This window comes from Kocuria oxytropis (assembly GCF_040981195.1).
Lineage (GTDB): Bacteria > Actinomycetota > Actinomycetes > Actinomycetales > Micrococcaceae > Kocuria > Kocuria oxytropis.
On sequence record NZ_JAVFXA010000003.1, the window covers coordinates 142,320 to 169,004 of the forward strand.

The 26,685-nt window shown below is 73.6% G+C and carries 23 protein-coding genes and 1 tRNA gene; 19 read left to right on the forward strand and 5 right to left on the reverse strand.

The features are described 5' to 3' along the window. Positions 1–5: 5 nt before the first annotated feature. Positions 6–1,112 (forward strand): YihY/virulence factor BrkB family protein, encoded by a 1,107-nt coding sequence (locus QYM41_RS04585; RefSeq protein ID WP_368798561.1) that lies wholly within the window; start codon positions 6–8, stop codon positions 1,110–1,112. A gap of 99 nt (positions 1,113–1,211) precedes the next feature. Here QYM41_RS04585 and QYM41_RS04590 read toward each other — a convergent pair whose 3' ends face one another. From QYM41_RS04590 to sdhC, 4 genes are all read right to left on the reverse strand, one after another. Further along, positions 1,212–2,183 (reverse strand): succinate dehydrogenase iron-sulfur subunit, encoded by a 972-nt coding sequence (locus QYM41_RS04590; protein ID WP_368798563.1) that lies wholly within the window; start codon positions 2,181–2,183, stop codon positions 1,212–1,214. After that, complete coding sequence (sdhA, locus tag QYM41_RS04595) at positions 2,183–3,934, reverse strand: succinate dehydrogenase flavoprotein subunit (protein ID WP_368798564.1); 1,752 nt, start codon at positions 3,932–3,934, stop codon at positions 2,183–2,185. The genes QYM41_RS04590 and sdhA overlap by 1 nt, the downstream gene beginning before the upstream one ends. A 109-nt stretch (positions 3,935–4,043) precedes the next feature. Then, complete coding sequence (locus QYM41_RS04600; RefSeq protein WP_368798566.1) at positions 4,044–4,532, reverse strand: succinate dehydrogenase hydrophobic membrane anchor subunit; 489 nt, start codon at positions 4,530–4,532, stop codon at positions 4,044–4,046. Positions 4,533–4,537: 5 nt separating this feature from the next. Further along, positions 4,538–4,918 carry a succinate dehydrogenase, cytochrome b556 subunit gene (gene sdhC, locus QYM41_RS04605; RefSeq protein ID WP_368798567.1) on the reverse strand — a complete coding sequence of 127 codons (381 nt, stop codon included), beginning with the start codon at positions 4,916–4,918 and terminating at the stop codon, positions 4,538–4,540. Between the two features lie 224 nt (positions 4,919–5,142). On the opposite strand from sdhC, the gene QYM41_RS04610 reads away from it, so the two are divergent. The 17 genes from QYM41_RS04610 to QYM41_RS04690 all read left to right on the forward strand — a co-directional run bounded on the left by QYM41_RS04610 (position 5,143) and on the right by QYM41_RS04690 (position 25,701). Further along, positions 5,143–6,270: a mannose-1-phosphate guanylyltransferase gene (locus tag QYM41_RS04610; RefSeq protein ID WP_368798569.1), complete on the forward strand. Its 1,128-nt coding sequence runs from the start codon at positions 5,143–5,145 to the stop codon at positions 6,268–6,270. A 39-nt stretch (positions 6,271–6,309) separates the two neighbouring features. After that, positions 6,310–7,557, forward strand: coding sequence for an amidohydrolase (locus QYM41_RS04615; protein ID WP_368798570.1), 1,248 nt, complete (start codon positions 6,310–6,312; stop codon positions 7,555–7,557). A 107-nt stretch (positions 7,558–7,664) separates the two neighbouring features. After that, positions 7,665–8,774 carry a BMP family lipoprotein gene (locus QYM41_RS04620; RefSeq protein WP_368798571.1) on the forward strand — a complete coding sequence of 370 codons (1,110 nt, stop codon included), beginning with the start codon at positions 7,665–7,667 and terminating at the stop codon, positions 8,772–8,774. A 104-nt stretch (positions 8,775–8,878) separates the two neighbouring features. Then, positions 8,879–10,465, forward strand: coding sequence for an ABC transporter ATP-binding protein (locus QYM41_RS04625; RefSeq protein ID WP_368798572.1), 1,587 nt, complete (start codon positions 8,879–8,881; stop codon positions 10,463–10,465). Next, positions 10,462–11,742: an ABC transporter permease gene (locus tag QYM41_RS04630; protein ID WP_368798574.1), complete on the forward strand. Its 1,281-nt coding sequence runs from the start codon at positions 10,462–10,464 to the stop codon at positions 11,740–11,742. Before QYM41_RS04625 ends, QYM41_RS04630 begins: the two co-directional genes overlap by 4 nt. Continuing rightward, positions 11,739–13,112 (forward strand): ABC transporter permease, encoded by a 1,374-nt coding sequence (locus QYM41_RS04635; protein ID WP_368798575.1) that lies wholly within the window; start codon positions 11,739–11,741, stop codon positions 13,110–13,112. The genes QYM41_RS04630 and QYM41_RS04635 overlap by 4 nt, the downstream gene beginning before the upstream one ends. Before the next feature lie 7 nt (positions 13,113–13,119). Continuing rightward, positions 13,120–13,548: a cytidine deaminase gene (locus tag QYM41_RS04640; protein WP_368798576.1), complete on the forward strand. Its 429-nt coding sequence runs from the start codon at positions 13,120–13,122 to the stop codon at positions 13,546–13,548. Positions 13,549–13,564: 16 nt separating this feature from the next. Continuing rightward, positions 13,565–14,872, forward strand: coding sequence for a thymidine phosphorylase (locus tag QYM41_RS04645; RefSeq protein WP_368798577.1), 1,308 nt, complete (start codon positions 13,565–13,567; stop codon positions 14,870–14,872). 120 nt (positions 14,873–14,992) lie between these two features. Further along, positions 14,993–16,789, forward strand: a complete 1,797-nt coding sequence (locus QYM41_RS04650; protein ID WP_368798578.1) for a hypothetical protein — start codon at positions 14,993–14,995, stop codon at positions 16,787–16,789. Positions 16,790–16,821: 32 nt separating this feature from the next. Next, positions 16,822–17,946, forward strand: a complete 1,125-nt coding sequence (locus QYM41_RS04655; protein ID WP_368798697.1) for an adenosine deaminase — start codon at positions 16,822–16,824, stop codon at positions 17,944–17,946. After that, on the forward strand, positions 17,943–18,671 hold the full coding sequence (locus QYM41_RS04660; protein ID WP_368798579.1) for a MazG nucleotide pyrophosphohydrolase domain-containing protein: 729 nt from the start codon (positions 17,943–17,945) through the stop codon (positions 18,669–18,671). The genes QYM41_RS04655 and QYM41_RS04660 overlap by 4 nt, the downstream gene beginning before the upstream one ends. Positions 18,672–18,934: 263 nt before the next feature. Then, entirely contained in the window at positions 18,935–20,218 is a 1,284-nt protein-coding gene (gene eno, locus QYM41_RS04665) for a phosphopyruvate hydratase (protein ID WP_368798580.1), read from the forward strand. Between the two features lie 125 nt (positions 20,219–20,343). Further along, a complete protein-coding gene (locus QYM41_RS04670; RefSeq protein ID WP_368798581.1) occupies positions 20,344–21,129 on the forward strand; it encodes an FtsB family cell division protein in 786 nt (261 codons plus the stop codon). An 8-nt stretch (positions 21,130–21,137) separates the two neighbouring features. Further along, positions 21,138–21,734, forward strand: a complete 597-nt coding sequence (locus QYM41_RS04675) for a DUF501 domain-containing protein (protein WP_438612547.1) — start codon at positions 21,138–21,140, stop codon at positions 21,732–21,734. Positions 21,735–21,769: 35 nt separating this feature from the next. Next, entirely contained in the window at positions 21,770–22,720 is a 951-nt protein-coding gene (locus QYM41_RS04680; RefSeq protein WP_368798582.1) for a Ppx/GppA phosphatase family protein, read from the forward strand. A 31-nt stretch (positions 22,721–22,751) separates the two neighbouring features. Beyond that, complete coding sequence (locus tag QYM41_RS04685) at positions 22,752–24,215, forward strand: S8 family peptidase (protein WP_368798583.1); 1,464 nt, start codon at positions 22,752–22,754, stop codon at positions 24,213–24,215. 76 nt (positions 24,216–24,291) lie between these two features. Next, a complete protein-coding gene (locus tag QYM41_RS04690; RefSeq protein ID WP_368798584.1) occupies positions 24,292–25,701 on the forward strand; it encodes an NAD(P)/FAD-dependent oxidoreductase in 1,410 nt (469 codons plus the stop codon). Between the two features lie 123 nt (positions 25,702–25,824). On the opposite strand, the gene QYM41_RS04695 is transcribed toward QYM41_RS04690, so the two are convergent. Then, complete coding sequence (locus QYM41_RS04695; RefSeq protein ID WP_368798585.1) at positions 25,825–26,070, reverse strand: hypothetical protein; 246 nt, start codon at positions 26,068–26,070, stop codon at positions 25,825–25,827. A 256-nt stretch (positions 26,071–26,326) separates the two neighbouring features. Between QYM41_RS04695 and QYM41_RS04700 the strand changes: the two genes are divergently transcribed. Further along, positions 26,327–26,400 (forward strand) — tRNA-Leu (locus QYM41_RS04700). The last annotated feature ends 285 nt before the right edge of the window (positions 26,401–26,685 follow it).

Genomic DNA, 26,685 nt, shown 5'->3' on the forward strand with positions numbered 1-26,685 from the left:
CGGCCATGAGCACCCGCGCCGGTCCCCGCACCGGGCCCGCCCCGGAGCTGCCGCCCCGCGCGGTGGACCGGCACGGGATGCGGCAGGAGGCGCTGCGCCAGCGGGCGCTGCTGAGCGAGAAGCGGGCGGGCGGCGCCGGCGTCCTCGCCGTGGCCGGCGCGGCCCTCATGGCGGGGCTCGCGGACGTGTACCGGCGGGCGCCGGTCCGCGTGGTGCTGCACTACCTCTTCCACGGCGGCCCGCTCATGGCCGCGGGCCTGTCCTTCGTGCTGATCTTCGCGTCCACGGCCCTGCTGGTGATGGGCTTCTCCGTGATCGGCGTGTTCCTCGGCAACGACCCCCAGGTGCGGGACGCCGTGGTGGAGGCCGTGACCGGGCGCGTGCCCGGGCTCCTCGACACGGGGGACGGGGGAGTGGTGCCCCTGGAGCTGCTCGAGGACCCCCGGCCCTTCACCCTCGCCACGGTGATCGGCGCCGTGGTCCTGTTCTTCTCCGGCTGGCGCTGGGTCTCCGGGGTGCGCCTCGCGATCCGCCGCCTCTTCGAGGTGCCCCCGGCGCCGGGGCTGCCCGTCGCCGCGGTGCCCCGGGACCTGCTGAGCCTGCTCGTGCTGGGCGTGCTGCTCGCGCTCTCGGTGGTGGCCAACGGCGCGGCCTCGGGGTTCCTGGGCTTCCTGCTCGACCTCACCGGGGAGCTCGGCTGGGGCCGCGGGCCCGAGTGGCTGCGCACCGGGCTGACGTGGGCGCTGAGCACCCTGCTCGTCGTCCTGCTCGACGCGCTGTTCGCCCTCGAGCTCGTGCGCGGCGTGGCGAGGCTGCGGATCACCCGCCTCGCCCTGGTCGTCACGGTGCTCTCGGCGGCCGCCGGCAACTTCGCGCTGCGCTACATCGGGGGCGCGATCGTCGCCGGCGCCACCACCAGCCCCTACCTGCTCTCGGTCGCCCTGGTGGTCGGCGTGCTCCTGTGGTTCTACCTGTTCAACCAGATCCTGCTGTTCTCGGCCGCGATCGGGGCGATCGTGCACGCCGACCGGCGCGGCGGGCGGGTGCACCCCGACGGCGAGACCGTGGCGATCACCGTGGTGCCCATGGCCTCCCTGCCCGGGCGCCGCTGAGCTCCCGCCCCGCGGGGACGGCGCTGCCGCCCCGCACGGACGACGGCGGCCCGCCCCCTGCCGTGCAGGGGGCGGGCCGCCGTCGGTGCCGGGCCGAGCTCACATGGAGCGGCTCAGGATGGCGTTCTTGACCTCGGCGATGGCCTTCGTGACCTGGATGCCGCGCGGGCACGCCTCGGTGCAGTTGAAGGTCGTGCGGCACCGCCACACGCCCTCCTTGTCGTTGAGGATCTCCAGGCGCAGGTCCCCCGCGTCGTCGCGGGAGTCGAAGATGAACCGGTGCGCGTTGACGATCGCGGCGGGACCGAAGTACTGGCCGTCGGTCCAGAACACGGGGCACGAGGACGTGCACGCGGCGCACAGGATGCACTTGGTGGTGTCGTCGAAGCGCGCCCGGTCCTCCTGGGACTGGTAGCGCTCCATGGTCGGCTCGTTGCCGCCGGCCACCAGGAACGGCATGATCTCGCGGTAGGACTGGAAGAAGGGCTCCATGTCCACGATCAGGTCCTTCTCGCACGGCAGTCCCTTGATGGGCTCCACCGTGACGGGCTTGGACAGGTCGAGGTCCTTGAGCAGCACCTTGCAGGCCAGGCGGTTCTGGCCGTTGATCCGCATCGCGTCCGAGCCGCACACGCCGTGGGCGCAGGAGCGGCGGAAGGACAGCGAGCCGTCGATCTCCCACTTCACCTTGTGCAGGGCGTCCAGCACGCGGTCGGTGCCGTACATGGTGAGCTTGAACTCGTCCCAGTGGACCTCGTCGGAGACCTCCGGGTTGTACCGGCGGACCTGCAGGGTGAGGTCGAAGGTGGGGATCTCCTGCTCGCCCTGCTGCTCCTCGGGCAGGTCGACCTTGGCGGCGGGCTCGCCGCCCTCGGCGTTCTCGGCGGCGGGGTCCACGACCGGGGCCTCGGCGTCGTCGCGCTCGTCGACCGACCCGGCGTCCGCGTCGGTCTTGTACCCGGCGCGGTCGTCCTGGTCGTGGCCCGGGGCGTGGCCGTGCTCCGGGGCGCGGTCCTGGGGGTCGTCGTCGCGGCCGTCCTCGGGCCGGTCGGGAGTGTGTGCGGTAGACATCAGTACTTACGCTCCATGGGCTCGTAGCGGGTGAAGATGACGGGCTTCGTCTCCTGCCGGATCCCCGCGGTGGGGGAGGAGGGGTCGAGGTAGACCATCGAGTGCTTCATGAAGTTCTCGTCGTCGCGCTCCGGGAAGTCCTCCCGGAAGTGCCCGCCGCGGGACTCCTCGCGGTGCAGCGCGGCCACGGTCATGACCTTGGCGAGCTGCAGCAGGAAGCCGAGCTCCACGGCCTCGAGCAGGTCCAGGTTGAAGCGCTTGCCCTTGTCCTGGATGGAGATGTTCGCGTACCTGGCCTCGAGGGCCGCGATGTCGTCCAGCGCCGTCTGCAGGGTCTCCTCGGTGCGGAACACCTGGACGTTGAGGTCCATCGAGTCCTGCAGGTCCTTGCGGATCGCGGCGACCTTCTCGGTGCCGGTGCCGTTGCGGGCGTTGTCCAGCAGCGCCACGGTGCTGTCCAGGGCGGTGTCCGGGACCGGCACGAACTCGGCCTGCTGGGCGTACTCGGCCGCGTAGATGCCGGCGCGCTTGCCGAACACGTTGATGTCCAGCAGCGAGTTGGTGCCCAGGCGGTTGGAGCCGTGCACGGACACGCAGGCCACCTCGCCGGCGGCGTACAGGCCCGGGACCACGGTCTCGTTGTCCTGGAGCACCTCGGCCTTGATGTTGGTCGGGATGCCGCCCATGGCGTAGTGGCAGGTCGGGAAGACCGGGACGGGCTCGGTGTAGGGCTCCACGCCCAGGTACGTGCGGGCGAACTCCGTGATGTCGGGCAGCTTCGCGTCGATGTGCGCCGGCTCGAGGTGGGTGAGGTCGAGCAGGACGTAGTCCTTGTTCGGCCCGGCGCCGCGGCCCTCGCGGACCTCGTTGGCCATCGAGCGGGCCACGATGTCGCGGGGGGCGAGGTCCTTGATGGTCGGGGCGTAGCGTTCCATGAACCGCTCGCCGTCGGCGTTGCGCAGGATCCCGCCCTCGCCGCGGGCCGCCTCGGAGACGAGGATCCCGAGCCCGGCCAGGCCGGTCGGGTGGAACTGGATGAACTCCATGTCCTCGAGGGGCAGGCCGTTGCGGAACGCGATCGCCATGCCGTCGCCGGTGAGCGTGTGGGCGTTGGAGGTGGTCTTGAAGACCTTGCCGGCCCCGCCGGAGGCGAACACCACGGACTTGGCCTGGAAGACGTGCAGCTCCCCGGAGGCGAGGTCGTAGGAGACCACCCCGGCCACGCGGCGCTGACCGTCCACCTCGGTCATGATCAGGTCCAGGACGTAGTACTCGTTGAAGAACTCCACGTTGTGCTTGATGCAGTTCTGGTACAGCGTCTGGAGGATCATGTGGCCGGTGCGGTCCGCGGCGTAGCACGCGCGGCGCACGGGGGCCTTGCCGTGGTCCCGGGTGTGGCCGCCGAAGCGGCGCTGGTCGATCTTGCCCTCGGGGGTGCGGTTGAAGGGCAGGCCCATCTTCTCGAGGTCCAGGACCGCGTCGATGGCCTCCTTGGCCATCACCTCGGCGGCGTCCTGGTCGACCAGGTAGTCACCGCCCTTGATGGTGTCGAACGTGTGCCACTCCCAGTTGTCCTCCTCGACGTTGGCGAGGGCGGCGCACATGCCGCCCTGCGCCGCGCCGGTGTGGGAGCGCGTGGGGTACAGCTTGGTCAGTACGGCAGTGCGGGAGCGCTGGCCGGCCTCGATGGCGGCGCGCATACCGGCACCACCGGCGCCGATGATGACCACGTCGTACTTGTGAACCTGCATACCGGTAGTTCTTTCTGTTGGGTGTTCCGTCGGATGTGCTGGGCGTCCGGTCGCCTGTGACCGGACGGCGGAGGCGGCCCGCCGCGGGGCGGGCCGCCTCCGGCAGGGGTCAGCCCGCGGTGCAGAAGCTCGCGAGCAGCGCGGGGTCAGCGCCGGCCGGGCAGGGCTCGAAGGTGAAGATGACCAGGGTGCCGAGCAGGATCACGAAGGCGGACGTGGTGAAGAGGAAGACCTTCAGCCAGAACCGGGTCCGGTCCCGCTCCGCGTAGTCGTCGATGATCACGCGCAGGCCGTTGGTGCCGTGCAGCATCGCCAGCCACAGCAGCAGCATGTCGAAGACCTGCCAGAACGGGCTGGCCCACTTGCCGGCCACGAACGCGAAGTCGACCGCGTTGACCCCGCCCTCGGGGCCCACGAGGTTCACCCACAGGTGCACGAAGACCAGCACGAGCAGGACCACGCCGGACAGGCGCATGAACAGCCACGCGTACATCTCGAAGTTGTTGCGGCGGGAGGAGGAGCGGTTGTACTTGACGCCGTTGACCTCGAGGTCCTTGCTCCGGGGGACCGAGATGCGTGCCTTGAGCGGAGTGCTCATTGTGATTAACCCCCGAAGACGTGGGACAGGTGACGGATGAGGAACGGGATCATGACGACGACCCACAGGATCAGGACGCCCCAGAGCATCTGCTTCTGGTACTTGGTGCCGCTGGACCAGAAGTCGACCATGATGATGCGCAGCCCGTTGAACGCGTGGTAGACGATGGCCGCCACGAGGCCGGCCTCGCCGAGGCCCATGACCGGGTTCTTGTAGGTCGCCATGACCGCGTTGTAGGCCTCCGGCGAGACCCGCACGAGCGCGGTGTCCAGGACGTGGACCAGAAGAAAGAAGAAGATGGCCACGCCGGTGATGCGATGGGCCACCCAGGACCACTGGCCATGGGCCTGGCCTCGGTACAGGGTGCCCTTGGATGTCTTCGCCACTGAAAAACCTCCCTGAGTCGCTCGCCGTCGTGCGCTCTAGAAATATCGGGAATTCGCACTGCGCACGACGTGAGCGGAGCCCTCCGGCTCTGTGTCGGATGTTGCGCGAGTTCCCTCCCACGATACCAGCACGGACGGTGTTTACTGACAGCCTGTCCCGCGCCGGGGCGCGGTTCCCGCCCCGATCGGACAGGGCTTTCGGCGGCATCGGCGGGCGAGGTCGTATGGTGTTGTCCGTGACCTCCCCACTCGCGCACTTCCACCCCTTCATCCCTGCCGGAGGGGTCGGCTCCCGGCTGTGGCCCCTGTCCCGGGCCGACGCCCCCAAGTTCCTGCTGGACCTCACCGGGTCCGGCTCGTCGCTGCTGCGCGCCACCTACGACCGGCTCGCGGGCCTGGGCGGCGGGCGCGTCATGGTGGTGACCGGGCGCGCCCACGCCGCCGCGGTCTGCCGGCAGCTGCCGGAGCTCGCGGGCGAGGACCTGGTGCTCGAGCCCTCCCCGAAGGACTCGGCGGCGGCCATCGGCCTGGCCTGCATGCTCGTCCAGCGCCGCGACCCCGAGGCGATCGTGGGGTCCTTCGCGGCCGACCACGTGATCGAGCCCGCCGAGGCCTTCCAGGACGTGGTCCGGGAGGCCGTGGCCGCCGCGGCGTCCGGGCGGATCGTGACGATCGGCATCCCGCCGACCTCCCCGGCCACCGGCTTCGGCTACATCCGGGCCGGCGCCCAGCTGGGGCTGCCGGACGCCCCGCACGTGCTGCAGGTCGAGGAGTTCGTCGAGAAGCCCGACGAGGACACCGCCCGGCACTACGTGGCGAGCGGCACCTACACGTGGAACGCCGGGATGTTCGTGGCGCCCGCGTCCCTGATGCTGCGCCACCTCGCCGCGAGCCAGCCGGAGCTGCACGCGGGGCTCACCGAGATCGCCGACGCCTGGGGCACGCCCGCCCAGGACGAGGTGGTGGACCGGGTCTGGCCGGGCCTGCCCAAGATCGCGATCGACTACGCCGTGGCCGAGCCCGCGGCCGCCGCCGGGGACGTCGCGATGCTCCCGGCGAGCTTCGCCTGGGACGACGTCGGGGACTTCGCCGCGATCCGGCGGCTCAACCACGTGGACCCCGAGTCGGACCCGGACATCACGATCCTCGGCGACAACAGCCGGGTGCTCTCGGACAGCTCCAGCGGCATCGTCGTCTCGGACACGGGCCGGCTGATCGCGCTGATCGGGGTCGAGGACATCGTCGTCGTCGACACCCCGGACGCGCTGCTGGTGACCACCCGCGAGCACGCCCAGCGGGTCAAGGACGCGGTGGCCTCGCTCAAGCAGAGCGGCAACACGGACGTCCTGTGAGCGTCCCGGGCCGTGCGCGCCCGGGAGTAGTCTGGGCAGATGCCTGACGCGCCATCCTCCTCCGCGGCCATGGAGGCCGGCCTCCCGCCCGCCATCGGCCCCCTGCTCAAGCGGTACCTGCCGGACCTGATCGGCTTCCGGCGGGACCTGCACCGTCACCCGGAGCTGTCCTACCAGGAGTTCCGGACCACGGACCGGATCGTGGGCGCCCTGGAGACCATGGGCCTCGCCCCGGTGCGGCTCTCGGACACCGGCTGCTACGTGGACATCGGGCACGGACCCATCGCCGTGGGGCTGCGGGCGGACATCGACGCGCTGCCCATCCAGGAGGGCACGGGGCTCGAGTACTCCTCCGTCAACGACGGCGTGGCGCACTCCTGCGGCCACGACATCCACGCCACGGTCATGGTCGGGGTGGCCAAGGTGCTCGCGGACCTGCACCGGACCGCCCACATCGCCGGCACCGTGCGGATCGTCTTCCAGCCCGCCGAGGAGCAGCTGCCCGGCGGCGCCCTCACCGTGCTGCGCCAGGGCGTCCTCGAGGGCGTGCCGCGGATGTTCGCCCTGCACTGCGAGCCCAAGGTGGACGTCGGCCAGGTGGGCACCCGGATCGGGGCGATCACCTCGGCCTCCGACACCGTGCGGATCGAGTTCACCGGCCGCGGCGGGCACACCTCCCGCCCGCACCTCACGCAGGACCTCGTCTACGCGATGGCCCAGATCGCCGTGAACGTCCCGGCCGTGCTGTCCCGGCGGATCGACGTCCGCTCCGGCGTGGCCGTGGTGTGGGGCCAGATGCACGCCGGCGTGGCCCCCAACGCCATCCCCGCCACGGGCTTCATGTCCGGGACCATGCGCTGCCTCGACGCCGACGCCTGGCACCGGGCGGGCCGGCTGCTGGACGAGGTCGTGCACCAGGTCGCGGCGCCCTACGGGGTGGACGTGGAGCTGGAGCACATCCGCGGCGTCCCGCCCGTGGTCAACGGGGAGATCGAGACCACCCTGATCGAGAACGCCGCCCGCGCCGAGCTCGGCGAGGACGCGGTGGTGCTCGTGCACCAGTCCATGGGCGGGGAGGACTTCGCGTGGTTCCTGCAGGAGGTCCCCGGGGCGATGATGCGCCTGGGCACCCGCACGCGCGGCGGGCACACCTACGACCTGCACCAGTCGGACTACGTGGCGGACGAGGCGGCCATCGGCTGCGGCGTCCAGGTCATGGCCAACACGGCGCTGCGCGCCATCCGGCTGCACTCCCGGCAGTCGCGGCCGGACGTCACCACGGCATGAGGTCCCGCCTGCGGCACGCCGCGCCTACTCGTGGGTAGAGTGGCCCCACGTCGCGCTCCCGCGTGACCGGGCCCACAGCCCGGCCGCGCCCGTCACCTGGAGGAACCATGACCTTCCCGCCCCGGACGTCCCGAGGACACCGCACCCTCTCCGCCACCGCGCTGCTCGGCGCCTCCGCCCTGGTCCTGGCCGGCTGCGGCGCGGCCCCCGAGGAGGGCGGCGAGACGCAGGAGCAGGCCACCGACTTCACCGGATGCATCGTCTCGGACTCCGGCGGGTTCCAGGACCGCTCGTTCAACCAGAACTCCTACGAGGGCCTGCAGGCCGTCGAGGAGTCCATGGGCATCGAGGTCAACCAGGCCGAGTCCCAGGCCGAGACCGACTTCGAGCCCAACCTGACGTCCATGGTCCAGTCCGGGTGCGACCTCACGCTGTCCGTGGGCTTCCTGCTCGCCGACGCCACCCGGACCGTGGCCGAGGCCAACCCCGAGTCGAACTTCGCGATCGTCGACGACGCCTCGATCGACCTGCCCAACGTGAAGCCGCTCGTCTACAACACCGCCGAGGCGGCGTTCCTCGCCGGCTACGTGGCCGCGGGCAGCACCGAGACCGGGACCGTGGCGACCTACGGCGGCATGGACATCCCGACCGTGACCGTGTTCATGGACGGCTTCGCCGACGGCATCGAGCACTACAACGAGACCAAGGGCACCGACGTCCGGCTGCTGGGCTGGGACAAGGAGACCCAGGACGGCACCTTCGTCAACAGCTTCACCGACACCTCCGCCGCGAAGACCACCACGCAGAACTTCATCAACGAGGGTGCGGACATCGTCCTGCCCGTGGCCGGGCAGGCGGCCCTCGGCACCCTCGACGCCGTGGTGGAGGCCAACAGCGGCGGCGGGGACGAGGTCCGCTTCGTGTGGGTCGACGCCGACGGCTACGAGACCCTCGACCAGGGCCAGGAGTACCAGCTCACCTCCGTGCTCAAGCAGATGAGCACCTCCGTGGAGGACGTCGTGGCCAACGCCGCGGAGGGCGAGTTCGACAACGAACCCTACGTCGGCACCCTCGAGAACGGCGGCGTGGGCATCGCCCCGTACCACGACCAGGAGCAGGCCGTGGGCGAGGAGCTGGCCGCCGAGGTCGAGCAGCTGCGCCAGGACATCATCGACGGCACGGTCACGGTCGAGTCCGAGAGCTCGCCCCAGGCCTGATCCCGGACGACACCACCGCACCCGCCGCCGGCCGGGCCCCCCCGGCCGGCGGCGGGCGACGGCCCGGGAACCGGCGGACGGCCCAGGAGGAGGACCACCGCACCATGAAGCTGGAACTGCAGTCCATCACCAAGCGTTTCGGCTCCTTCGCCGCCAACGAGGACGTCGACCTCGTCGTGGAGCCCGGGCAGATCCACTGCCTCCTCGGGGAGAACGGGGCCGGCAAGTCCACCCTGATGAACGTCCTGTACGGCCTGTACCGGCCCACGGAGGGGCGCATCCTCGTGGACGGCGCCGAGGTGTCCTTCCGGGGCCCCGGGGACGCCATGGCCGCCGGGATCGGCATGGTGCACCAGCACTTCATGCTGGTGCCCGTGTTCACCGTCGCGGAGAACGTGGCCCTCGGCGCGGAGAGCACCCGCGGCGGCACCCTCGACCTCGAGACCACCCGGCGCCGGATCCGGGAGATCTCCGAGCGCTACGGCTTCCACGTGGACCCGGACGCCGTGGTCGAGGACCTGCCCGTGGGCGTGCAGCAGCGCGTCGAGATCATCAAGGCCCTCGTGCGGGAGGCGCAGGTGCTGATCCTCGACGAGCCCACCGCGGTGCTCACCCCGCGGGAGACCGACGAGCTGCTCGAGATCATGCGCCAGCTGCGCGGCGCCGGGAAGTCCATCCTGTTCATCTCCCACAAGCTGCGCGAGGTCAAGGCGATCTCCGACGTCATCACGGTGATCCGGCGCGGCCGCGTGGTGGGGCAGACCTCCCCGGAGGCCTCGACCGCCGAGCTCGCGGCCCTCATGGTGGGCCGGGACGTGTCCCTGACCGTCGCCAAGGGCGAGGCGGAGCCGGGGGAGCGCGCCCTGGTGGTCTCCGGGCTCACCGTGGTCGCGGACAACGGCGTGAAGCTGCTCGACGACGTCAGCTTCGACGTCTCCCGCGGCGAGATCCTGGCGGTGGCCGGGGTGCAGGGCAACGGGCAGACGGAGCTGGCCGAGGCGATCCTCGGGCTGCGGGAGCGCGCCACCGGCTCGGTCCGGCTGGGCGGCACCGAGCTGCTCGGCCGCTCGGTGCGCCAGGTCCTCGACGCCGGCGTGGGCTTCGTGCCCGAGGACCGCTCCACGGACGGGCTGGTCGGCCCGTTCACCGTCGCCGAGAACCTCGTGCTGGACCTCTACGGCGACGACCGCTTCTCCCGCGGACCGTCCCTGCGGCTGGGCGAGGTCCAGGCCAACGCCCGCCGCGCCGTCGAGCAGTTCGACGTCCGCACCCCCTCCGTGGACGCCCCGGTGCAGACCCTGTCCGGGGGCAACCAGCAGAAGGTCGTGATCGCCCGCGAGCTCTCCCGGCCCCTCGAGCTGTTCCTCGCGTCCCAGCCGACCCGCGGCGTGGACGTGGGGTCGGTCGAGTTCATCCACCAGCAGATCGTGGCCGAGCGGGACAAGGGCGTGCCCGTCCTCATCGTCTCGACCGAGCTCGACGAGGTGTACGCGCTCGCCGACCGGATCGCCGTGTTCTTCCACGGCCGCCTCATGGGGATCGTGGACCCCGGCACCCCGCGCGACGTGCTGGGACAGATGATGGCCGGAGCCACCGCCGAGGAGCTCCTCGGCGGCGGCCCCCGGCGGACCACCAGCACGCCGCCGGCCGGGACCCGGCCCGCGGCGCAGCAGACGGAGGAGCAGGCATGAGCGCCACCGGCACCGCCCCCGCGGCGGCCGACCAGCAGAAGGCGCCGCCGCCCACGGCGGTCGCCCCCGGGGCGTCCCGGCGCACCTGGACGGGCTCCGCGGTGCAGTCCGTGCTCGCGATCGTCGCCGCCCTGCTCCTGGGCGGCCTGCTCATCGCCCTGACCGACGACCGGGTCGCCGACGCCGCGGGCTACTTCTTCGCCCGGCCCGGGGACACCCTGGCGGCGATGTGGGCCGCCGCGTCCTCCGCCTACGAGGCGATGTTCTACGGCGCCGTCTACAACCCGGACGGCGCCACGGCCGCGCAGCGCGTCAACCCGCTCACCGAGACCCTCACCGTGGCCACGCCCCTGGTCCTGGCCGGTCTCGGCGTGGCCGTCGCCTTCCAGGCCGGGCTGTTCAACATCGGCGCGCAGGGGCAGCTGCTCATCGGCGCGGCCCTGGCGGCCTGGGTCGGCTTCGCCTGGCAGCTGCCGGTGGGCGTGCACCTGCTCGCCGTGGTCCTCGCCGGGGCCGCCGGCGGCGCCCTGTGGGGCGCGATCGTGGGCGTGCTCAAGGCCCGCACCGGCGCCCACGAGGTGATCCTCACGATCATGCTCAACTACATCGCGCTGAACCTCGTGGCCTGGCTGCTGACCCGGCCCGCGTTCCTGCGCCCGGGCTCCTCCAACCCCGTGAGCCCCCAGGTCGCGGAGACCGCGATGTTCCCGAAGCTGCTGGGCGAGCAGTACCGGCTGCACTGGGGGTTCGTGCTCGCGGTGCTCGCCACCGTGTTCGTCGCGTGGCTGCTCCAGCGCTCCACGATCGGCTTCGAGCTGCGGGCCGTGGGCGCCAACCCGCGCGCCGCGCGGACCGCCGGGATCTCCGTGACGCGCGGCTTCGTCGTCGTCATGGTCCTCGCCGGGGCCCTCGCGGGCCTCGCGGGCGTCGCCCAGATCGCGGGCACCGAGCGCGCCCTCACCGCGGGCGTCGCCGCGTCCTTCGGCTTCGACGCGATCACGGTGGCCCTGCTGGGCCGGTCGCGGCCGTGGGGCACGTTCTTCGCGGGCCTGCTCTACGGCGGGTTCCGCGCCGGCGGCGTCACCATGCAGTCGATGACGGGCACGAACATCGACATCGTCCTGGTCGTGCAGTCCCTGATCGTGCTGTTCATCGCCCTGCCCCCGCTCGTGCGGACCGGCCGGGCCCGGGCCCGCACCGGCCGCCGGGGCGGCACCACCGCCCCCGTCACCACTGCCGGCACTGCCACCACTGCCACCGAGGGGGACCGGGCATGAGCTCGCAGGATCCGCAGCCGCGCGACGAGCCGGCGCCCTGGGCGTCCGGGGACGGCGCGGCCGCCCCCGGCGGCCCCGCCGCACGGACCCTGGCCCCGCCCGCCGGGGCGCCCGCGGCCCCGGAGGTCGTGGGCGTCACCGACCGCCGCACCCCGGTGGTCCTCGGTCTGCTGAGCCTCGTGGCCCTGCTGCTGTTCGGGCTCAACGCCCCGGACAACACGGTGAGCTTCCGCGTCTCGGAGGCCGGGGACCTCGTGCGCGTGCCCGACCTCGTGGTGCACGGCGTGCTGTGGGGCCGGCTCACCGTCGCCGTGCTCGCGGGGCTGACCGTCCTCGCGGTCCTGCGCTCCCGGGCCGGGGCGCGCCTGCCCCGGTGGGCGGTGCTGCTGTTCGGCTTCTTCTTCGTCAGCGGCTTCCTGGTGTGGGTCGTGGGCAGCGCGCGCAGCCCGGACGTGTCCCTGTCCGGGCTGCTGGCCGGGTCCGTGGCCCTGGCCGTCCCGCTGGTCTTCGGCTCCCTGGGGGGTCTGCTGTGCGAGCGCTCGGGCGTGATCAACATCGCGATCGAGGGCCAGCTGCTGTTCGGCGCGTTCTCCGCCGCGGTGGCCGGCTCGCTCTCCGGCAGCGCCTGGGTGGGACTGCTCGCCGCCGTGCTGGGGGCCGGACTCGTCTCGCTCGTGCTGGCCGTCTTCTCGATCACCTACCGCGTCAACCAGGTGATCGTGGGCGTGGTGCTCAACGTGCTCGTGTCCGGGCTGACCGGCTTCCTCTTCGCCACCGTGCTGGAGTCGGACCCGGGCGTGTTCAACTCCCCGCCGCGGCTGCCGAGCTTCGCCGTGCCGGTGCTCTCGGAGATCCCGCTGGCCGGGCCGATCCTCTTCGACCAGTCCGTGATCGGCTACCTGATGTACGCGGCGGTGGCGGTCGTGTGGTTCGCGCTGTACCGCACGCGCTGGGGGCTGCGCACCCGCTCCGTGGGGGAGCACCCCAAGGCCGCCGACACCCTCGGCGTGCGGGTCAACGCCCTGCGCTTCCGCAACGTGCTGCTGGGCGGGATGGTCGCCGGTCTCGGCGGCGCCTTCTACACGCTCGTCTCGGTCTCCGCGTTCACCCGGGACATGACCTCCGGTGCCGGCTACATCGCGCTGGCGGCCCTGATCTTCGGCCGGTGGAACCCGGTCGGGGCGCTGCTCGCCTCCCTGCTGTTCGGCTTCGCGTCCAACCTGCAGTCCATCCTGTCGTTCCTGGGCACCCCGGTGCCCAGCCAGTTCCTGGCCATGCTCCCGTACGTCGTCACGATCCTGGCCGTGGCCGGGCTCGTGGGCGTCTCCCGCGGGCCCGCGGCCATCGGCAAGCCCTACACCAAGGAGTGAGCACCCCATGAGCGAGACCGTGCCCCCCGGCGGCGACCCGGACCACGCCGGGCCCCCGATCGACTGGGACCGGCTGTGGGAGGCCGCGGTGGCCGCCCGCGAGCACGCCTACGTGCCGTACTCGCACTACCCGGTGGGCGCGGCCGCGCTGACCGAGGACGGGCGGGTGGTCTCCGGGTGCAACGTGGAGAACGCCTCCTACGGGCTGACCCTGTGCGCCGAGTGCAGCCTGGTCTCGGCGCTGCACATGACCGGGGGCGGGCGGCTCGCGGCGTTCGTGTGCGTGGACGGGCGCGGCGACGTCCTCATGCCGTGCGGGCGGTGCCGGCAGCTGCTCCACGAGCACCGGGCGCCGGACCTGCGCCTGCTCACCGTCTCCGGTGTGCGCACGATGGCCGAGGTGCTGCCCGACGCCTTCGGCCCCGAGAACCTCTGACCCCGGAAGGACTGCCATGACCGAGAAGTTCGACGCCGTCGACGTGATCCGGACCAAGCGGGACGGCGGTGCCCTGCCGCCGGAGCAGATCGCCTGGGTGCTGGACGCCTACACCCGCGGGGCCGTGGCCGAGGAGCAGATGAGCGCCCTGGCCATGGCGATCTTCCTGCGCGGCATGGACCGCGAGGAGATCGCGGCCTGGACCCGGGCGATGATCGCCTCGGGCGAGCGGATGGACTTCTCCGCGCTCGTGGAGTCCGGGGCGCGCTCGGCCACCGCGGACAAGCACTCGACCGGCGGGGTGGGGGACAAGATCACCCTGCCCCTGGCCCCGCTCGTGGCGGTCTACGGCGTGGCCGTCCCGCAGCTGTCCGGGCGGGGCCTCGGCCACACCGGCGGCACCCTGGACAAGCTCGAGTCCGTCCCGGGGTGGCGGGCCGCGCTGTCCACCGAGGAGATGCTGGCCCAGCTGCGGGACGTGGGCGCGGTGATCTGCGCGGCCGGGTCCGGGCTGGCGCCCGCCGACAAGAAGCTCTACGCGCTGCGGGACGTCACCGGGACGGTCGAGTCGATCCCGCTGATCGCGTCCTCGATCATGTCCAAGAAGATCGCGGAGGGCACCCAGTCCCTCGTGCTCGACGTCAAGGTGGGCTCGGGGGCGTTCATGAAGGACCTCGCGTCCGCCCGGGAGCTGGCCCGCACGATGGTCGACCTCGGCACCGGGGCGGGCGTCACGACCACCGCCCTGCTCACCGACATGTCCACGCCCCTCGGGCTGGCGGTCGGCAACGCCGTGGAGGTCCAGGAGTCCGTCGACGTGCTCGCCGGCGGGGGCCCGGCCGACGTCGTGGAGCTCACCGTGGCGCTCGCCGCGGAGATGCTCGCCGCGTCCGGGATCACCGACGCCGACCCGGCGGAGGCCCTGCGGGACGGCCGTGCCATGGACGTGTGGCGGGCCATGATCGCCGCCCAGGGCGGCGACCCCGACGCCCCGCTGCCGCGGGCCCGGGAGTCCGAGACCGTCGTGGCCGAGGCCGACGGCGTGCTCACCGAGCTCGACGCCTACCGGGTGGGCGTGGCCTCCTGGCGGCTGGGCGCGGGCCGGGCCCGGCGCGAGGACCCGGTCCAGGCCGGCGCCGGGGTGCTGCTGCACGCCAAGCCCGGGGACACCGTCCGGGCCGGTCAGCCGCTGCTGACCCTGCTCACGGACACCCCCGAGCGCTTCGCGCGGGCCCGGGAGGCCCTCGAGGGCGCCGCGGTGGTCGCCCCGGAGGCACCGGCGTCCGGCGCCGACCGCGCGGTGGTCCTGGAGACCGTGCGCTGAGCTCCCGGGCGGTCCGGCCCGGCCCGGCGGGCCCGGTTCCGGGCCCGCCTATACTGCGGAGAGAACCAGCGCGAAACGAGAACCGAGGGCGTGCTCGCACGCTCGGAAGGGTGGGTCCAGTTGGGTCTGCGAGGCATTTTCCGGAAGAACACCGAGGACAGCACGCCGCGCCGCGAGACCGGCCGGCCTGAGCAGCCGGGCGGTCCGGCCGCCGGTCCCGCCGGGCGCCGCACGGACGCACCGGGCACCGGCGCCACGAACGCCGTCGGCCAGGACACCGCCCCCGGGCGCGCCGACGGGTCCGGCCACGACGAGCACGGCCCGGGGGAGACCCGCCCGCTGCCCGAGCACGGGCCCCTGCCCTACCTCGTGGACCGGCTGACGTCGCGGGGCGCCGATCGCGCCGTGCTCACGCTCGTCCAGCGCGGCAACACCATGACGCACCAGACCGAGCAGTCCGTGGGCGACGCCGACCCGTCCGTGGAGTCGGGCACCGTGGACCAGGACTCGCCGCTCTTCGACCCCGTGGCCGACCTCTACAGCGAGGCCATGAACTCGCCGCGCGGGGCCTGGCAGACCGCCCGCATCGAGGTGGGCCCGGAGCAGGACGGGGTCCGGCCCGTGGTGACGACCTACGGCTTCGCCGACGGCGGCGAGGACGTCCGGACCTGGCGCTCCGGCCGGCCCACGCCGGCCGCCGCGGGGACGGGCGCCCGGCCGCAGACCGACGGCGCGGAGCGCGGCACCGACGGCCCGTCCGCCGGCGGGAGCCCGTCCGCGGGGTCGGGCACGGCCGGACAGCAGTCCGCGGCCGCGCCGGAGACCGCCGCCCCGGGCCGGGACGGCGCCGACTCCGGGCACGGCCCGGAGCGCGGGACCGGAGGCGCCCCCGCGGCCGCCGCTGCCGCCGGTGCGGCCGGTGCGGCCGGGTCCTCGGCGGCCGGTTCCGCCGCCGAGCCGGGGGACCGGGGGACCGGCGAGCAGCCGTCCGTCCCCGCTCCCGAGGGTCCCGCCGCGGGCGGGGCGCAGGACGGGCCGGGCGTCCGCGAGCCGGGGGCTCCCGGCGGCGGCGCCGTGCGCGACGGGCTCGGCCCCGACGCGTCCCCCGGTGACGGGGCGCGCCACGACGCGGACCGGCCCGCGGGGGCGCAGCCGGACGACGCGCCGTCAGGAGACGCGCGGTCCGCAGGGACCCGTCCGGAGGACGCCCCGCGGCAGGACGGCGCCCACCACGACGTGCCCGACCACGTCGACCACGAGGAGTGGCACGAGGACGTCGAACCGGCCGCGCCCACCGGGGCGGCGGCCGCGACGGCCGCCGCGGCCGCCGCCGGCACGGTCGGGGGCGACGAGCACGACTCGTCCGCGCCGGAGACCGCGGTCTCCACCGACGTCTCCCCGTCCTACCGGGCGCCCGAGGGCCGGACCGGCCGGCCGTCCCAGGACACGCTGGCCGAGGGCAACCTGGTGCTCAAGGAGGTCGACGTCCTGCGCCGGCTCGGCGACGCCCAGCGGCGGCTGTTCGGCGAGAACGGCACGGCGATGGACGTCTCCACCGTCCTCGTGCGCGTGCGCGCCCTGGGCACGTACTACGACGCGCTGACCCACGTGCGCAAGAACGGCTTCTGGGACCAGCGCCGCACCTTCGACCTGATCCCGGAGGAGCTGCTGCACGTGCAGGAGCTCAAGGACGAGTCCTACGTGGAGGGCAGCGGCGCGCCGCTGGCCATGATGTTCCGCTTCCGCCCGGGCATCCCCCCGGAGGTGTCCTTCGACTACGCGGACGAGGAGGCCTTCGTGCGCTACGAGGACCGGCTGCCCGCGCAGAACTACCTCGAGGAGCTGCGCATGTACCCCCGCACCGGGGCGCACATCCCGCAGCACATGAACGAGGCCCTGCAGGACTGGAACTACTGAGACCGACCGAGACAGGGACCGTCCCCACCGTGATGCTGACCTCCGCCGAACGGCACCCGGGCCGGGTGCCGGACCGGGTGCTGCGCGACCTGCCCAAGGTGTGCCTGCACGACCACCTCGACGGCGCCCTGCGCCCGGCCACGGTGGTGGAGCTGGCCGCCGCGGCCGGGCACCGCCTGCCGGCCGAGGAGCCCGAGGCCCTGGGCCGGTGGGTGCGGGAGAGCGCCGGCTCCGGCTCGCTGCTGCGCTACCTGGAGACGTTCGAGCACACGGTGGCGGTGATGCAGACGCCGGAGGCGCTGGTGCGCTGCGCCCGCGAGTACGTCGAGGACCTCGTGGCGGACGGGGTGGTCCACGCCGAGGTGCGCTGGGCGCCCGAGCAGCACACCGCGGGCGGGATGTCCATGGCGGAGGCCGTCGAGGCCGTCCGGCTCGGGCTCTCGGAGGGCGTGCTCGCCGCGGAGGACGCCGGCCACATCGTGTCCGTCACGCAGATCCTCTGCGCGATGCGCCACGCCGACCGCTCCCTGGAGGTGGCCCGCCTCGTGGTGGACAACCGCGACCGGGGCGTGGTGGCTTTCGACCTCGCCGGCCCGGAGGACGGCTTCCCGCCGGCCCGGCACCGGGCCGCCCTGGAGCTGCTGGCGGACGAGCTCATGCCCGTCACCCTGCACGCGGGGGAGGCCGCGGGCATCGGGTCGATCCGGGACGCGCTGGCCACGGGCAGGGCGCTGCGCCTGGGCCACGGCGTGCGCATCGCGGAGGACATCGACATCGACTACCTGGAGGACGTCGCCGTCGTCGACCTGGGACGCACGGCCGAGTGGGTCCGGGACCGGGGCATCGCCCTCGAGGTGTGCCCCACCTCCAACCTCCAGACCGGCGCGGTCGCCGCGTTCGGCGGCACGCTGGACCGGCACCCGGTGGACATGCTCTACCGGACGGGGTTCACCGTGACCGTCTCCCCGGACAACCGGCTCATGAGCGGCACCACGGTCACGGACGAGCTCGCCCTGCTGGTGGCGCACTTCGGCTACGGGCTCGAGGACCTGGAGCGGCTCCAGCGCAACGCCGTGGCCGCCGCGTTCCTCCCGCTCGAGGACCGCACGGCCCTGGACGGGATGATCACCGACGGCTTCGAGGGGAGGCACGGATGAGCCAGGGGCACGGCACCGACGACGTCGCGGCGGGACTCGGCGTTCCGGAGCGGACCGCGCAGCGCTTCGCGGAGCTCGTGGCGGTCATGGACCGGCTGCGCTCCCCGGGCGGCTGCGCCTGGGACGGCCAGCAGACCCACGAGTCCCTCGTGCGCTACCTCGTGGAGGAGGCCTATGAGGTGGTCGAGGCGGTCGAGGCCGAGGGCGGCCCCGCGGCCCACGCGGGGCTGCTCGTCGAGGAGCTCGGCGACGTCCTGCTGCAGGTGGTCTTCCACGCCCGGGTCGCCCAGGAGCGCCCCCGCGCCGAGGGCGGCTTCGACGTGGCCGACGTGCTCGAGGCCCTCACCGCCAAGCTGGTCCGCCGGCACCCGCACGTCTTCGACCCCGGGGCCACCGGGGACGTGGCGGGGGAGCAGTCCCTCGAGCAGCTGCACTCCCGCTGGGAGGACCTCAAGCGGGCGGAGAAGCCCGAGCGGACCGGGCCCTTCGACGGCATCCCGCCGCACCTGCCGGCCCTGGCCCTCGCGGAGAAGACGCTCGCGCGGGCCCGCAAGCACGGACTCGAGCCCCCGGCCCCCGGGGAGAGCGGCGGCCCGCGCACGGAGGAGGAGCTGGGCGAGGAGCTGTTCGCGCTCGTGCGCGCCGCCTCCGCCCGCGGCCTCGACGCCGAGCGCGCCCTGCGCGGGGCCTCCCGCGCCTACGCGGCGGCCCGTGCCGGGGACTGATCCCGTGTCCGGGCGGCCACCGGCCGCCGGTGCGGGACCGCCGCCGGGGCCCCGGACCGGTGACGGACCCTGCCCCGGACCCGGCCCCGGGTCCGTCACCGGTCCGGAGGACCCGGTATCGTCCCGATAGGCTGGAGCCGCCGGGACGCCCGGCCCCACCGGCACGGGGCGTCCCACCGGTGGCCGGCACCGGGCGCCGGCGCCCACCGCACCCGTTCGACCCACGTCAGTGACAAGCCCAGCACCAACGTCAGGAGCAACCCATGGCCATGATCACCGCAGTGCACGCCCGCCAGATCCTCGACTCCCGCGGCAACCCGACCGTGGAGGTCGAGGTGCTGCTGGAGGACGGCAGCTACGGCCGGGCGGCGGTGCCCTCGGGCGCCTCCACCGGTGCCTTCGAGGCCGTCGAGCGCCGCGACGGCGACAAGAAGGTCTACCTCGGCAAGGGCGTCCTCGACGCCGTGAAGGCCGTGGACGAGGAGATCGCCGAGGCCGTCATCGGCCTCGACGCCACCGACCAGCGGCTCGTCGACCGGACGATGCTGGACCTCGACGGCACCGACAACAAGGGCAGCCTCGGCGCCAACGCCATCCTGGGCGTCTCCCTGGCCGTGGCCCGCGCCGCCGCGAACGCCTCCGACCTCGAGCTCTACAAGTACCTGGGCGGCCCCAACGCCCACGTGCTCCCCGTGCCCATGATGAACATCCTCAACGGCGGCTCCCACGCGGACTCCAACGTGGACATCCAGGAGTTCATGATCGCCCCGATCGGCGCCCCGACCTTCTCCGAGGCCCTGCGCACCGGCGTGGAGGTCTACCACTCCCTCAAGGCCGTGCTCAAGGAGCGCGGGCTGGCCACCGGGCTGGGCGACGAGGGCGGCTTCGCCCCGAACCTCGAGTCCAACCGCGCCGCCCTGGACCTCATCTCCGAGGCGATCGAGAAGGCCGGCTACACCGTGGGCACCGACGTGGCGCTCGCCCTGGACGTGGCCTCCTCCGAGTTCTTCGAGAACGGCTCCTACAGCTTCGAGGGCAAGAAGCTCAGCGCCGCGGAGATGACGAGCTACTACGAGGAGCTCGTGCGCGACTACCCGATCGTGTCCATCGAGGACCCGCTGGACGAGGACGACTGGGAGGGCTGGCAGACCCTCACCGCGTCCGTGGGCACCCAGGTCCAGATCGTGGGCGACGACCTGTTCGTCACCAACCCGGAGCGGCTGACCCGCGGCATCGAGGAGGGCGCCGGCAACGCCCTGCTGGTGAAGGTCAACCAGATCGGCTCCCTCACGGAGACCTTCGACGCCATCTCCCTGGCCCAGCGGCACATGTTCCACTGCATGATCTCGCACCGCTCGGGCGAGACCGAGGACACCACGATCGCGGACATCGCGGTGGCCACCAACGCGGGGCAGATCAAGACGGGCGCCCCGGCCCGCTCCGAGCGCGTGGCCAAGTACAACCAGCTGCTGCGCATCGAGGAGGAGCTCGGGGACGCCGCGCGCTACGCGGGTGCCTCCGCGTTCCCGCGCTACACCGCGAAGTGACGAGCCGCGGCGGCGGGCCGGCCGCGCCGGTCCGCCGCCGCGCGGTGAGCGGCCGTCCCCGGGCGGCCGCTCACCCCTGAGCGCTACACTGGTCCCCGTCCCCGCCCTTCCCCCGTGAGGTCGCCATGCCCGCTCCCCGTCCGCGCACCACCCGCCTGCTCGGCGGGCGCGACGCCGCGCAGGGACCGCGGGAGCGGGGGACCGGACCGGGCGGCGGATCCGGCCGCGGAACCGGGGGCGGCTCCAGCGCCGTCGGCACGCCCGTCCCCGCCCGGACCTTCAGCGGGCGGTTCCTGATCCTCACCCTCGTGGCCGTCCTCATCGTCTTCCTGGCGGCGCCGACCACCAAGATCTTCCTCGAGCAGCGGACGGAGATCGCCCAGCTCGAGCGCGCCATCGCCGACATGGAGGCCCGCAAGGCCTCCCTCGAGGACCAGGTGGACCAGTGGTCGGACGAGACCTACGTCAAGCAGCGGGCCCGGGACCGGCTGCTCTACGTCATGCCGGGGGAGCGGTCCTACCTCGTGGTGGGCGCCGAGGAGATGGACGGCGCCGTGGTGGACTCCTCGGCCGCGCAGGTCGAGGCCGAGAAGCCCGCCTGGGTGGACGCCCTCTGGCAGTCGGTCGTGGTCTCCGCCTACGAGGACGCCGGCCCCGCGGCCGGCACCGGGACCGCCGGGGAGCCGGAGACCGACGCGGACGCGGAGAACGGCGCGGACCCCGGCAGCACCGGGACTCCGGGCACCTCCGGGACACCGGAGGGCATGGAGGACGCCGCCGGAACGGCGGAGCAGAGCGAACAGACCGAGCAGACCGAACAGACCGAGCAGAGCGCCCCGGCCGCACCGGCGGACGGGGCCGGCGCGCCGCAGGACGCGGCGACGGACAACCGCGGCGGTGCCGCGGAGTGAGGAACGGCGTGAACCCCCAGCACGGACACGAGGCCCGCGACCGGCCCGCCCCCCGCGGGCTCGGGGTGACGGCCGAGACGGTCGAGCCCACGGCCCTGGACCTGCAGGTCCTCTCCCGGCAGCTCGGGCGCCCCGTGCGCGACGTCGTCGAGATCCCCGCCCGCTGCACGTGCGGCAACCCGCTCGTGGCGGCCACGGCCCCGCGGCTCGCCGGCGGCACGCCGTTCCCCACCGTGTTCTACCTGACCCACCCGGTGGTCACCGCCGCGGTGTCCCGGCTCGAGGCCGCCGGCCTGATGTACGGGATGACGGACCGCCTCGCCGAGGACGAGGCGCTGGCCGCCGCCTACCGGGCCGCGCACGAGGACTACCTCGCCGAGCGCGCCCGGATCGGCGACCTGGCCGGCACCGGTCCCGTCCCCGAGATCGAGGGCATCTCCGCGGGCGGCATGCCTGTCCGGGTCAAGTGCCTGCACGTGCTCGCCGGCCACGCCCTCGCGGCGGGCCCGGGCGTGAACCCGCTCGGGGACGAGACCCTCGCCGCGATCACCGAGTGGTGGACCCCCGACGCCTGCCACTGCGACCCCGCCTGGCGCGAGGCCTGAGACCCACCCGCCCCCGACACCGAGGAGGACTGCCCATGCGCACCGGCGCCATCGACTGCGGTACCAACTCCATCCGACTGCTCATCGCCGACGTCCGGGAGGAGCAGGGCCGCGACGTGCTCGACGACGTGGTGCGCGAGATGCGCGTGGTCCGGCTGGGCCAGGGCGTGGACGCCACCGGGTGGCTCGCCGAGGCGGCGCTGGAGCGCACGTTCGCGGCCATCGACGAGTACGCCCGCCTGCTCGAGGAGCACGGCGCGGAGCAGCTGCGCTTCGTGGCCACGAGCGCGACCCGCGACGCCGGCAACCGCGACGTCTTCCTCGCCGGGATCCGCGAGCGCCTGGGGGTGACCCCCGAGGTCATCAGCGGCGACGAGGAGGCGGAGCTGTCCTTCCGCGGCGCCTCGGCGGCCGTGGGCGGCGCCGACCCCGAGGACCGGGTCCTCGTGATCGACCTCGGGGGCGGGTCGACCGAGTTCGTGCTCGGCAACTCCCAGGGGGTGCGCGCCGAGCGCAGCGTGGACATCGGCTGCGTGCGCCTGACCGAGCGCCACCTCGGCTCCAACCCGCCGACCCCGGCGCAGCAGGAGGCCGTGCTGCGGGACGTCGACCACGCCGTGGACCTGGTCCTGCAGACCGTGCCCCTGGCCGAGACGACCCATCTGGTGGGCGTCGCCGGGACCATCACGACCGTCACCGCCCACGCCCTCGGGCTGTCCCGCTACGACCCCGCCGCGATCGACGGCGCGCAGCTGCCCGCCGAGCGGATCCTGCAGGCGTGCCGGGAGCTCACGGCCATGACCCGTGCCGAGCGCGCCGCGCTGCCCTACATGCACGAGGGCCGTGTCGACGTCATCGGCGGCGGCGCCCTCGTGTGGCGGCGGATCGTGGAGCGGGTCGGCGCGGCCACCGGTGGCCGGGTGGACTCGGCGATCGCGAGCGAGCACGATATTTTGGACGGGATCGCCCTGTCCCAGCTCGGCTGACCGTCCGGACCCCCCGATCCCCGAAGGACCCATGTCTTCCAGCGCACCCCGCCGTCGCCCCTCGCGCCACCCGGTCCGCACCCGGTGGGCCGCGGTGGGCGCGGCCTCGGCCGTGCTCGGCGCGGGCGCTCTGGTCCTTCCGGTCGCGGAGCCCGCGCAGGCCCGCCCCCCGGTTCCCGGGCCGGCCCCCAGCATCCCGCTGGAGGACCCCGTCACCGTGGCGCCCGTCCCGGGTGAGGGCGCCACGCCCGCCCCGGACACCTCCCGGATCGCCGAGGACGGCATCCGGCCCCTGCAGTACTGGCTGGACGAGTACGGGGTGCGCGAGGCCTGGAAGGAGTCCACGGGCGAGGGCGTGCGGATCGCCGTCATCGACACCGGGGTGGACGGCTCGCACCAGGACCTGGAGGGCGCCGTGGTGGGCGGCACCGACGTCTCGGGCGGCGGCGCCCCGGACGGCCAGGAGGGCCTGGGCACCGAGCCGGAGCACGGCACCCTCGTCGCGTCCGTGGCCGCCGGGCGCGGGCACGTGGCCCCGGGCGGGCGGGACGACGACGCCCCCGGGAAGCCCGCCGGCATCGTGGGCGTGGCCCCGGACGCCGAGGTGCTGGCCGTGTCCACGTGGCTGGGCAACGAGACCCCGGAGGTGCGCAGCGTCGACGAGCAGCTGCCGGACGCCGTCCGCTGGGCCGTGGACAACGGCGCGGACATCATCAACATGTCGGTGGGCTCCAACACCACGTCCTGGCCCGAGAGCTGGGACGAGGCCTTCCTCTACGCCGAGGAGAACGACGTGCTCGTCGTCGCCTCGGCCGGCAACCGGGGGTCCGGGCTCGTGCAGGTCGGGGCCCCGGCCACCATTCCCGGCGTGCTGACCGTGGGCGGCGTGGGTCGCGCCGGGGAGGCCAGCTGGGAGTCCTCCTCGCAGGGGATCTCCATCGCCGTGGCCGGGCCGTCCGAGGACATGGTGGGCGCGATCCCCGGCGACCGCTACGCCTCGTGGGCCGGGACCTCCGCGTCCGCACCCGTCGTGGCCGGCACGGCGGCGCTGATCAAGGCGAAGTGGCCGCAGATGAGCTCAGCGCAGATCGCCAACCGCATCGTCTCCACCGCCCGGGACACCGGGGCCCCGGGCAAGGATCCGCTCTACGGCTACGGCGTGCTGGACGTCGAGGCGGCCCTCACGGAGGACGTCCCCGAGGTCGACCGCAATCCGCTCGGCAGCATGGAGCAGTGGGTGCGGGTGCACCGCAGGAGCGCCGAGGCGACCCCCACGGCGGGTCCCACCGAGAGCGCGGCGCCCGTCACGGAGGAGGTCGAGGCGGAGGTCGCCCCGCCCGAGCCCGTCGCCCCGATCGACGAGACGGGGCTGCTGCCCCTGGGGGTGCTGGCGGGCTTCGGTCTGCTGGTGCTCGGGCTCACCGCGGGCGCCGTGGTGCACATCCGGCGGATCGTCGCCGAGGGCTCCGGCAGCGGCCCGGCGTCCGGTTCCTGAGGCGTGCGACGGAACACGGTGCGGGGACCCCGGCGCGGGGACGGAGCGGGACCGGGTTCTGAGTAGACTCGGGGGCATGTCTTTCACTCAACTGGCCAAGGACCGTCCTCGCCTGCTGATCGTCGGCGGTGGTTACGTCGGCTTCACCGTGGCGCAGGAACTGCAGAAGCGGATCAAGGACTCCGGCGGAGTCGTCACCGTGGTGGATCCCAACCCGTACATGATGTACCTCCCCTTCCTGCCCGAGGTGGCCGGCGGCAACATCTCCGCCCGCAGCGCGGTCGTGCCCCACAGGCAGCACCTCAAGGACTGCGAGATCGTCACCGGGCACGTGCTCGGGGTCGACCACTCCCGCCGCACCGCGTCCGTCAAGGGCATCGACGAGGGCGAGACCTTCGAACTCGCCTACGACGAGATCGTCATCGCCGGCGGCTCCGTGACCCGCGCCTTCCCGATCGACGGGCTCGCCGAGCACGGCATCGGCCTCAAGACCATCGAGGAGGCCGTGGCGGTGCGCAACTGGGTGCTCGAGCGCATCGAGGTCGCCTCGCTCACCACCGACGAGGAGGCCAAGCGCCGGGCGCTGACCTTCGTGGTGGTCGGCGGCGGCTACGCCGGCACCGAGACCATCGCCGAGATCGAGGACATGGCCCGCAGCGCGGTCGAGCGCAACGAGCGGCTCCAGGTCTCCGACCTGCGCTTCGTGCTCATCGAGGCCATGGGCCGGATCATGCCCGAGGTCTCCGAGGAGCGCGCGGAGAAGGTCGTGGCGCACCTGCGCAGCCGCGGCATCGAGGTGCTGCTCAACACGTCGCTGGACTCCGCGGTGGACAAGCACCTGAAGCTCGTCAACATGCAGGACAAGTCCCCGGCCGGCGAGTTCGGGACGGACACGCTGATCTGGACCGCCGGGGTGCAGGCCAACCCGCTGGTCAAGAGCACGGACTTCCCGCTCGACGAGCGCGGCCGGGTCCGCGCCGGGGCCGACCTGCGGATCACCGGCGACGACGGGCCCCTCGACGGCGCCTGGGCGGCCGGCGACGTCGCCGCGGTGCCGGACCTCACCGGCGGGGGCGTCGGCGGGTTCTGCGTCCCCAATGCCCAGCACGCGGTGCGTCAGGCGCACACGATGGCCAAGAACATCCTGGCAGCCCGCGCGGGCAAGCCGCTCGAGGACTACTACCACGAGAACCTCGGCGCGGTCGCCGGTCTCGGGCTGTACAAGGGCGTGGCCAGCATCAAGAACCTCCCCGGCCTGCCCGAGAAGGGCCTCGAGTTCTCCGGCCTCGCGGCCTGGGCCATGCACCGGCTCTACCACGGCTACGCGATCCCCACCGTGGACCGCAAGGCCCGCGTCTTCACCGAGTGGGCGCTGAACCTCGTGTTCGGCCGGGACACCACCACGCTGCGCCACGAGCGGGATCCGCGCACGCGGTTCCAGGTCGCGGCGGGCAAGGCCCCGACCCCGCGCAAGGCCAACCTCTGAGCCCATCCGTTCCCTCGACCCCGTCCCGGCCCGTGCCGGGGCGGGGTCGAGCCGTTCCCGGAGACGGCCCGCCCCCCGGGGCGGCGGTGCCGCCGCCGGGCTCGGTGGCGGCACCGCCGCCCGTCAGCGGGCGGAGCCGGGGCGGGCGATCTCGCGGGCGTCCAGCTCCACGGTCAGCTCCTGGTGGCGCTCCAGGGTGACCGGATGGGCACCTGCCGCCCCGCCGAGGTACTCCCGGTCGAGCTGGCGGCCGACCCTGCTGTGCAGGACGTGGAGCTCCGCCAGGGACAGCTCGGTCAGGTCGGCGGGGAAGCCGTCCTCGGGTCCCAGGTAGGTCCTGCCCGTGGACGGGGCCACGGCCTCGCTCATGCCGCCGGGGTCCTGCGGGGAGCGGAGCCGGTCCCGGCCGGGCGGGGTCCCGCCTGCGGCGGGAGCGGGAACGGGGGTGGAACGGGATGGTCCACGGGGGCAGCCTCCTGCGGGTACGACGACGTCGCGGCCGGCTGCTCGACCACCGTGCCAGCCTACTGGAACCGGGGCGCGCGCGGCGAGGCGCGGTCCCGGCAACGGCTCGGGACGGACCGCACGAGGCGATAGGGTGGGGCCGCGGCCCGGTGACGGACCGGCCCCCATAGCCCAATCGGCAGAGGCAGCGGACTTAAAATCCGCTCAGTGTCAGTTCGAGTCTGACTGGGGGCACGCAGAATCCGCAGGATATCGCGGACATCGACCGGGTCGGTCGCCGTGCTCGGCGACTGCCCGGTCACGTTCGGCCCGGCGTCGGCCGAGAACCGTGTGGCCGGGTGCTCCCCGGACGGACGTGTGGGCACCAGCGGTCAGGTGGGTGTCACGACGGACGTCGCGACAGCCGGCCTGCCCGGGGGGGCTCCGGAAGCATGGGTGCGGCTCACTTCGCAGCAGCAGATCCCGACCGGCTGATCCGACGGCGTCGCGGCGACAGACTGTGTGCCGCCGACGGTCGCG